Raw genomic sequence first — 1,730 nt, forward strand, 5'->3', positions numbered from 1 at the left:
GCTAGCCCCGTTTTCCGCACGTGAGTGATCTTCAGCGGAGGTCTCGTGGGTCGATGTTGAGGAGATCCAGGAGATGGAGTTGGAGGTCGGTGGGTTGCGGGATGGTGGGTGGTGACTGGCCGGTGCCCGGGATGAGCCGGATGCCGGCCAGGGCGTCGAGGACGAGGCGGCCGGTGGGGATGGCGGGCCGTCCGGCGTACAGGCCGTCGATCGTGGCTTGGCCGCGGGCGGCGAGGGCTTGGCGGACCTGGCGTTCGATCAGGCAGAAGATGAGCAGGGCCAGGCAGATGACGGTGATCAGTGCGTGGATGCGGCGGTTGTTCTTCAGGTACAGGCTGGTGACGGCCAGCGGTCCTTTGAAGGCCTGGTAGCGGCGCTCGACGGCTTCCTGGCCTTTGTAGTGGCGCAGCACCTGTCCGGCGTCGGCGGTCTCGGGGGGCAGGTTGGTGAGCAGGGCGTACCAGCCGTCGGTGGCGGCTTCGGCGTCGATCGCCTGCTGGTCGAAGTGCCAGCTCAAGGTGGGTTTGCCGGTGCCGGGGTCGGTGCCGGTCCGCGCGGTCAGGTAGGCCGTCACGCGGCGGGCGCGGCCGATCGCGGTGAGGCGGTCGGCGACGGCCTGCTCGGTGGGGTAGTGGCGGCTGCCCAGGCCGCGTTCCAGCCGGGCCAGGTCGTCGCGGGCCCGATCCAGTTTCTTGGCCCGGGCGCAGGCGGCGGCCTGAGCGCGGGCGGAGGAGTGCACGAAGACGCGCCGCAGGGTCAGGATCGGGTCCTTCTTGCGCGGCCCGGCCAAGGTCATGGCGTCCTCGCTCACGTGCCAGGTGCCGCGCCGGTCGGCGCTCTTGCCCTCGTCCCGGGCGGCCACATAGTCCACCGCAGTGGCCGTGGCCAGGTCCAGTGCGGCCAAGGTCGCGGCGCTGACGAACACCTTGGAGGCCGGGGCGATGAAGCCCACCCCCTCGGTGGTCATCGCGGCCAGGTTGGCATACGAGATGAGCTTGGAATCGCCGATCATCAGCGTCCGTTGCGGGCCGGCCAGCCGCTGCAGGGCCTGCATGGCGCCGATCACCTGGGCCACCTCACCGGCCGCGCCGTCGTAGGCGCGGTGAAAGACCGGGATCGCGCCATCGGCGCTGACCGCGATCCCGGCCTGAACCTGCTTGAGATCCGGCCGCCGGTCCTTGGGGTGGCCGAAGCGCGGCGTCGCGAAACCGGGCTCGGGCCGGCTGTAGTCGCCGTGCAGCGAGATCGAGGTCATGTCCCAGTGCAGGCGGGCCACGTCCAGGCCGAACGCCTCGATCGCGGTCAGCCCGATCGACCCGGTCAACTGGTCCAGATGCGGGGCGATGGCATCCAGCGCACGGCCGATCCGGTCATCGTTGAGCAGGCCGGGCTCGACCCCGAACGCCTCACCCACCGCCCAGGCGCGTGCCCAGTCCCGCACGTGCACCAGCGGCGCGGGCGAGGTCAGCCGGTTGGCCACCAGCACCTCGATCACCTGCCCATGAGTCAGCTCCGCGACATCACGCACCGGGCAGGCCGCATCCACCAGTTCCCGGATCCGCAACCGTGAGCAGAACCCGGCCACCACCGGTAATGCCCCGAGCATCTTCTCGACACTGGCCTGGCCCCACTGCGCGCGCTGTCTCACCAGCCAGGTCATACCGCGACAACGATCACCACAGCAACCCGGCGATCTTCAAACCACCTCACGTGCGGAAAACGGGGCTAGC

1 protein-coding gene is annotated in these 1,730 nt (G+C 70.1%); it reads right to left on the bottom strand.

Going from position 1 to position 1,730, the window contains the following annotated elements:
- Positions 1-31: 31 nt before the first annotated feature.
- Positions 32-1,648: an IS1634 family transposase gene (locus IO39_RS58495; protein WP_245642604.1), complete on the bottom strand. Its 1,617-nt coding sequence runs from the start codon at positions 1,646-1,648 to the stop codon at positions 32-34.
- Positions 1,649-1,730 lie beyond the last annotated feature (82 nt).

The sequence above is a fragment of the Nonomuraea candida genome (assembly GCF_000725485.1).
In the GTDB taxonomy this organism is placed as follows: Bacteria; Actinomycetota; Actinomycetes; order Streptosporangiales; family Streptosporangiaceae; genus Nonomuraea; species Nonomuraea candida.